The 7,268-nt window shown below is 69.2% G+C and carries 7 protein-coding genes; 3 read left to right on the top strand and 4 right to left on the bottom strand.

Annotated features, from left to right (window positions below; translation table 11 throughout):
* Together D7V88_RS36640 and D7V88_RS36635 are read right to left on the bottom strand one after the other, a co-directional pair.
* A partial coding sequence (locus D7V88_RS36640) for a M56 family metallopeptidase (protein ID WP_244238585.1) occupies positions 1 to 1,342 on the bottom strand: 1,342 nt, incomplete at its 3' end.
* A gap of 4 nt (positions 1,343 to 1,346) precedes the next feature.
* Positions 1,347 to 1,727, bottom strand: a complete 381-nt coding sequence (locus tag D7V88_RS36635) for a BlaI/MecI/CopY family transcriptional regulator (protein WP_120537674.1) — start codon at positions 1,725 to 1,727, stop codon at positions 1,347 to 1,349.
* Positions 1,728 to 1,979: 252 nt separating this feature from the next.
* On the opposite strand from D7V88_RS36635, the gene D7V88_RS36630 reads away from it, so the two are divergent.
* From D7V88_RS36630 to D7V88_RS36620, 3 genes are all read left to right on the top strand, one after another.
* Entirely contained in the window at positions 1,980 to 2,933 is a 954-nt protein-coding gene (locus tag D7V88_RS36630; protein ID WP_120545227.1) for a hypothetical protein, read from the top strand.
* 257 nt (positions 2,934 to 3,190) lie between these two features.
* Positions 3,191 to 3,736, top strand: a complete 546-nt coding sequence (locus D7V88_RS36625) for a hypothetical protein (RefSeq protein ID WP_120545226.1) — start codon at positions 3,191 to 3,193, stop codon at positions 3,734 to 3,736.
* Between the two features lie 131 nt (positions 3,737 to 3,867).
* Complete coding sequence (locus D7V88_RS36620; protein WP_120545225.1) at positions 3,868 to 5,211, top strand: hypothetical protein; 1,344 nt, start codon at positions 3,868 to 3,870, stop codon at positions 5,209 to 5,211.
* 42 nt (positions 5,212 to 5,253) lie between these two features.
* Here D7V88_RS36620 and D7V88_RS36615 read toward each other — a convergent pair whose 3' ends face one another.
* Both D7V88_RS36615 and D7V88_RS36610 read right to left on the bottom strand, forming a co-directional pair.
* Positions 5,254 to 6,873 carry a phospholipase D-like domain-containing protein gene (locus D7V88_RS36615; protein WP_372241162.1) on the bottom strand — a complete coding sequence of 540 codons (1,620 nt, stop codon included), beginning with the start codon at positions 6,871 to 6,873 and terminating at the stop codon, positions 5,254 to 5,256.
* Positions 6,874 to 6,935: 62 nt separating this feature from the next.
* On the bottom strand, positions 6,936 to 7,178 hold the full coding sequence (locus D7V88_RS36610; protein WP_120545223.1) for a chaperonin: 243 nt from the start codon (positions 7,176 to 7,178) through the stop codon (positions 6,936 to 6,938).
* Between the last annotated feature and the right edge of the window lie 90 nt (positions 7,179 to 7,268).

Genomic DNA, 7,268 nt, shown 5'->3' with positions numbered 1-7,268 from the left:
GGGAGGATGCGGGTGACTTCGGGGACTTCTGGGCCGTGGCGGTGCCCGTGTCCGGCGTGGATTCGTTGGAGAGGCTCCGGACGGTGCCCACCTTGAGATCCGGCTCCGTGCTCTTGCCGGGCGCGGTGGAGGGAGACTCGGCGGGGGCCTTGGCGACGACCTGGAAGGGCATCAGGACCAGGGCGCCAAGGGCGAACAGCGCACCCTTGAGCCACCGGCGGGGAGCCGTGGGAACGACATCGACATGTTCGAGCATGCGGAGCCTCCTGTGCAGCGAGTGAAGGTGGGCCGACGCCCCAAGCGCCGCTGCGCTTCCCGGGGGCCGGATGATGCCAAAGGCGATGAGCAGCTCGCCGTAATCCGCGGGCTCCGCGCCGGTGAGCCGCAGGGCTTCCGCGTCACACGCCTCCTCACGGGCGAGCGAATACTCACGGGCCGCACGCCGTGCGAGCGGGTGGAAGAAGAGGACCGTCTCCGCCAGCGCCGGCACCCAGCCCAGCCACAGGTCTCCCCGCCGCAGGTGCGCCACTTCATGCGCCAGCGCCATGCGCAGCGCGTCCTCGGGGAACTCACGCACCGCCTTCGAGGGCAGCACGATGGCCGGCGACACGAGCCCCGCGGCCAGCGGGCTCATCACCTCGTCCGACACGAGCAGCAGGGGCGGACGGCGCAAGCCCGCTTCGCTCGCCAGGAACTCCGCCTCCTCCTCCAGCACCGGGTGCTTCAGGGGCCGCGCGCGCTCCCGCATGCCCTGCACCTGGCGCCACGCTCGCACGTGGCCCAGCACCTGCCACAGCACGCCCGCGCCCCAGACCAGGAGCAGCGACCACGCCACCGTGCTGGAGCCGGACCATGAACGCAGCCACCGCGAGGACGTGGCGACCCAGGAGACGAACCGCGCCTCGGGCGACAGGCCCGGGGGATGCGCGAGGAGCTCCGGTGCGGTCGCGGACGCCCCGGCACCGAGCGATACCAGGCCCGAGTCCACCGGCGCACCGGCGCGTTCAGGCAGGGACAGGGCGACGTCGGATGTCTTGGATTGCGAACCCTCCCCCACCGCTGACAGGTCCAGTGTCTGGGATTGCGGCGGGCTCACCGCGGCCACGGTCTCCGCGGGCAGCAGCGCGAGCGACACCGGATGCGGCCAGCCCAGCGTCAGCACGAACTTGAGCGCCACCAGCCACCACAAGCCCGCGCGCAGGGACGCGGGCAGGCGCGGCACCGCCTTCGCGAGCACCCACACCGCCAGCGCGCAGAGCGCCCCCTGCCACGAGGCGCGCCACAGCGACTCCGACCAGGACGACCACCACGGCATCACGTGCAGCAGGTCCATGGAGTTCATCGGCTCACTCCTTCCGCTTCTGCCGCAGGCGGGCCACCACGTCCTGGAGCTGCTTCAGCTCCTCGTCGGACACGTCCTCGGCTTCGGCCAGATAGGTGACGAACGGCGACAGCGATCCGGAGAGCGTGCGCTGCACGAAGTTGCCTACGACGTCGCGCAGCAGCTCTTGCGTGGCCACCGGCGAGGCGTACTGGAACACCCCGTCCACCTTGCTCCGGGTCAGGTACCCCTTGAGCCGCAGCCGCTCCATCACCGTCAGGATGGTGGAGCGCGCCAGCCCCTGCGCCTCACCGAAGCGCTCCGCCACCTCCCCCACCGTCGCCGGACCGTGCTCCGCCACGTACCGCAGCAGCGCGAGCTCCTGCTCTCCCACCGGCTTCTTCATCCGTCCCATCCTTCGTAGCGACACCTGTAGTCACGAAGCAAGGTACGACTGACTACAGCCGTAGTCAAGCGGGTGTTGGTTTCCTTCCCGACGCGCGCGGAGCCCCCTTCCACGCACTTCGGGGCAGGTCGAGCATCCCTATCGGACACAGGGAAATCCCTGACAGACGGCGTGGTGCACCCAGCCCATAGTCCGCGCCATTCCCCAAGCCCCGGGGTTCCTGGTCGGGGCTCATTCCCGAAGGAGCATTCCATGGCGCCGCGCATTGGTGGACCCAAGCTGGGCAACAGCCCGTTCAAGGTGGGCGAAAGCAAGACCAAGGTGAATGGTCAGGTGAAGTACGGCCCCACGGGCGGCCTGAACGACAAACAGAAGCAACACCTCAACGAGCATTACGGCAAGCATGGCGCCGGCGTGAAGAAGCAGAACGTCCTGGTTCGCCTGACGCAGTACAACTCCTCGCACAGCACCTATACGAACGCCGCCCAGGCCTCCGGGCGTCCGTTGACTCCGCAGGAGCTGGCCGCCCGAAAGACGGGCCAGAACGCCCCCGACTCCAGCATCAACCACGTCATCGCCTCGGCCACGGGCCAGAACGTCTTCAACCACGAGACGCTGCGCTTCAAGCAGGGGGCGAAGGACACCACCGCCGCGACCGGCGAACTGAAGACGGCCACCGGTGACGCCCTGACGGAGGCCCAGAAGAAGACGCGCAAGGGATTGGCGGAGCAGGCCGCCTCCGTGGGCCGCGTGCAGGGCTACTCGCGCGCCACGCTGGCCGAACGCAAGGGCGAGCTGAAGGCAGGCGCCGTGCAGCAGAAGCAGGATGCCGCCCTGAAGAACACGCTCACCGCCATGCAGGGGCCCGACCAGGCCACGCGCTTCCAGGCCTACAAGGACGTGTTGAAGGACACCTTCGATGCGCCGGGCAACCTGCGCGTGGGCGACATCACGCAGAACAAGAAGATCAGCACCGGCTTCGATGCGCCGCTCGACAAGAATGGCAAGCCCACCGCGCGCGCCGAACGCCTCTACCAGGCGCACCAGAACTACGGCCCGGAGCGCCTGCTGACGGACGGCAACGTCTTCACGAAGAACAACAAGGGGGAGATCATGTCCAGCAGCCAGCACGCGGACGGCCCCAACAACAAGCGCAAGGCCGAGGACGACGGCGGGGGCCCCTCCAAGCCCACGAAGCGGCGCTAGAGAACGTCAGGGTGTCTTCCAGGGCGTGCCGCCTCCCATCCGGAGGCAGGCACGCCCCCTTCCACCGCTCGCCTGCCTGGCCCCTCACCGTCCGCGGCGAGCTGCATCCCCTCTCCCAATGCCTCCGTACCGGGCCCCTGCCTCCCTGGCTGCACAGGAGCGGGCCCGGTAGCAGAGGCACGCGTGTGTCCTTGTCTCTGTCCGCCGGGCAACCAGATTTCCGGAAGACGAAACCCGACTCGCACAGGAGATTCCCAATGAAGCTTCCCCTGATGGCGGCCATCGCCGCCCTGTCGCTCTACGGTTGTGCCAGCCAGTCCTCGAACACGCGTGAGGCCTCGTCACCCGAAGCGGGTGCCATGGGCGGAGCGGGCAGCGCGGGCACGTCGGACTCCTCCAGCGCGAACATCCCCGACACCGCGGAGTCGGAGAAGTCCGCCGGTGAGGCGGGCAATGTGACCGACCTGGAGAAGCGCGACCGCATGGACGCGCCCACCGTCTACGAGGGTGAGGCCACCGGCGGCAGCGGCGCCGCCGAAGAGACCGTGAAGACCAAGGACGGCCAGAAGTGGGACGTGCAGCAGAACACCCCCACGGACCTGGGCGACTCCCAGGTGCCCGCGGGCTCCGTGAACCAGAACCGCAACCCCAGTGAGGGTGACGGCACCGGCGGTTCGGGCGATTCGAGCCTCGACGGCAAGAGCGACATCCAGGAGGAGTCCGGCGACCTCAACGCCGACACGGACGACGTGAGCACCGACTCCAAGGTGGACACGGACGCCACGCCCGATCCCACGAACTAGTCCCAGGTGAAGAATCAAGCCCGGGCGGAGTTCCTGGCGTTGGTGACGACGGATACCCGGTAAAGCCCGCTCGCGGGCCCGCCGGGTGTTCGTCTGTCCACCCCTCGCCGCGCCAAGTAGAGTGAGCCCCAATGACTGGTGCTCCCTTCGTGGCCCTCCTCGCACTGCTGCACTCCCAGTCCTCGTACATCGAGGAGGTTCCCAACGAGGAGCAGGAGTCATCCGCTCCTGCCTCGTCGGGAGGCATCGGCTTCCGGGCGCTCCTGGAGGTGGGGCCGCTGAGCTTCCCGTCGGGGACGCCGGGCGGCGAGCAGGACCTGTTCGCGTATGCGTACCCGTCGCTGGGCGTGGATGGCGGCGAGGACTTCGCCTTCATGCTGGGCGCCCCGCTGCGCTTCCGCCTCCTGGACAACCCACCCGAGCAGAAGGACGAGGACTACGGCGCGTGGCTCCGGCGCCAGGACTGGGACGAGCGCAGCGACTACGGCCAGGTGGTGCGCCTGTTGCGCATCGGTGACGAGTCCGGCCGCTTCGGCCTGCGCATCCAGCCCTTCCTGGAGGAGTCCCTGGGGCGCGGCTACCTGGTGAACCGCTACGACAACCAGTTGTCCCCGGACTACCACCCGGCGGGCGGCACGTTGTCATTCGCGGTGGGGCCGGCGCGAGTGGAGCTGCTCGCCAGCGACGTGCTCGCCGCGCGCATCTTCTCCGGCGAGTTCCTGCTGGACCTGGGCCGCGTCGTCAGCGGCAGTGAGAACCACTTCGACCGCTACCTCTTGCGCGCCTCCGTGGCGCACGACTTCGGCGAGGCCGGAGGGGTGACGCCGGAGGCCACGGTCGCGTCGGTGGGCGGCGAAGTGGCCATCTACAAGGGCGAGCGGCTGCGCTCGTGGGCCCTGCTCGCGGGCGGCGCGCGCCTCAACGCCGGCGCGCAGGACGTGGGCGGCCTGCTGGGCATCGCCTTCGAGGGTGACTTCAAGGGCACGCAGCTCAGCGTCACCCTCCAGGGACGGCGCCAGGGCGGCGGCTTCCGCTTCGGCTTCTTCGGCGCGGGGTATGAGCTGGCGCGCTTCTCCGCCGTGGGCCTGTCCGAGGAGCCGCAAGCGGACCAGCGCGTGCCGAAGGACTTCTCCGGCTACATCGAGATGTCGGTGGCGCGGGGCGGAGGCACGGACTCGACGGAGGTCGTGGCCAGCGGCGCCGTGGAGTACTCGGCCTTCGGCCGCGCGGACGGAGACTTCTCCCTGAGCTTCAGCAGCCCGGGTGATGAGACCCGCGGCATCGTGCGCGCGGTGGTGATGGGCCTGGGTGACCGGCCCCGCTACTCGTTCGCGGTGGAGGGCCGGCAGCGCGTGCTGCCCGCGCTGTACATCTGGGCCTCCGGCGCGACCGTGCACTTCCCGCAGCCGGATGGTTCCCTGGTGCGGGGCGTGAGCGCCGGTGCCGGCGTGGGCGTGGACTTCGCCCGCCGCTGACGCGCGCTCACGGGCGACCCCGGAGCCTCCGGGGCCCAGGCCTCAGGGTTCCGCCGCGCCGCCCTCTTCCTGCCCCGGGACACAGGGCAGGATGGCGCTGTGCGGAGGCGCGTCGCACGACGGGCCCACCAGCCAGCGCGACAGCAGCCGCACGCCAGAGGCGAACAGGCCGTCATCGCCCTTGTGCAGGGCTTCGAAGAGCGACTCGTCCAGCACCGACTCTTCCGGGTCGATGAGGAAGTCCTCCGGCTCCAGCGGCTTGAAGAGCGGGTTCTGGTCGAACACCGTCTCCAGCGGGTGCGGACGCAGCCGGAGCAGCCCCTCCTGGGCCACGCGGTCCAGCGTCTCCACCACGTGCTTGCCCTCCACCAGCGGACGCAGCGCGGACACACCCGCGAGGCCCGCGTGCTCCGCCATCAGCGACACGCGGATGCGGCGGATGGCCTTGGACACCGCATCGCCCGGCGCCTGCGCCTCCCAACTCAGGTTCAGCTCCGAGTCCAGGCCCAGGCTGCGGTTGGTCGTGTTCGCGGAGCCCACCGTCAGGAAGGTGTCGTCCACCACCATCACCTTCGAGTGGATGTACGTGAAGACATCCGAACCGTCGTCGGCCTTCGCCGCGGAGCCGTAGACCGCGAAGCCGTGGCCCGTCTCGCTGGCCACCTCCCGCAGCGCGCGCAACAGGCGCACCTGGGCGACGCCCATGGCGATCTGCTCGCGCAGTGCTTCCGGCTGACGGGGCAGCACCAGCATCACCTGGAGCCGGCCGCGGTCCGCCGTGCGCATGCGCTTGACGAGCGCGTCGTAGATGGCGCGCGAGGAGAAGTACTGGTTCTCGATGTAGATGAAGCGTTCGGCCGCGGCGATGGCGTCCACGTACAGCGCGCGGATCTCCTGCACCTCCTCCTGCGGCGGAAGGATGGTCTTTCCGAAGGTGCGGCTGATGGCCACCGGGCCCGGAGGCGCCGGCATGGTCGCTTCAAAGGTCACGTCGTCGCGCGCCACCGGCTCCAGGTGGATTTCGCCGCCGCCCGAGTGCGCCCAGCGCGCCTCGAACAGCTCCGAGAGCGGCTTCACGGCGGGGCCCGTCAGGACCGTCTGCACATCGTGGTAGGGACCGTGCGGGTCGCGACCGGAATCACAGCGCAGCTTCGAGCGCGCGGGATGGTCCCGGTCGTCCCAGCGACAGTCACACACGTCCATGCCACCAGTGAACGCCTGCACGCCGTCAACGACGACGAGCTTCTGGTGGTGCGCGGCGTAGAGAGGACTGGAGGAGTCGAAGCGGAAGCGAAGCCGCTCGTTCGTGGTCCAGTTGAACAGCAGGTGTTGCATCCACTCGCGTTCCATCGCGAGCAGCATGCTGAAATCCCAGGCGAGGATGTAGACGTGCAGCTCCGGGTTGTCCCGGCACATCTGGTCCAGCAGCGGCAGCAGCCTGACTTCGCCGCCTTCCGCCTCCGCCAGGTCGTCGCCGCGCAGCAAGGTCACATCGCTATCGAACTGCCAGCCCATGATGACGATGGAGCGACGCGCCTTCCGGATGGCCCGGTACAGCTCTCGGTAGTAATCCCGGGCGTCCACCAGCACGCCCGCGTCATGCGTTTCCGATCGCGCCCAGTAATTGCGACCGGCACTGAGGATGTTCGTCACGGAAGTCACCTGGCCTTGGGATTCGCGTCCCGGAAGTGGAATCAACCTGTCCGCGCCCGGCCGGCGGAACATCACCCCACGAAGACAATGTGCTTTCCGGTCGCCAGCGTCATGTCCGGCGAGGAGACGACCTTGGCCACCTTCCGCGCCTCGCCCCCCACGGTGTCGAAGGCAGCGGCGATCAGGTCGCCCAGCGTCACCTGCACGCGCCTGGCCTGCTTGCCCGCGTTGGACACAGCCTTGACCGTCTTCGCCTTCATCTGACGGGCCTTGCGCTGAATGGTCTGTCCACGCTTCTGGGTCTTGGTCGCCATGGTCTTCGTTCTCCGAGGATGAAGGTGATGCGTCCGTGTTGTGTGTCGCGCTGCCCGTACCGCCCCGTGCTGCCCGTCCTGCCCCGACCC

The sequence above is a fragment of the Corallococcus terminator genome, from assembly GCF_003611635.1.
GTDB classification, from domain to species: domain Bacteria; phylum Myxococcota; class Myxococcia; order Myxococcales; family Myxococcaceae; genus Corallococcus; species Corallococcus terminator.
This window is presented reverse-complemented; position numbering and strand designations above follow the sequence as displayed.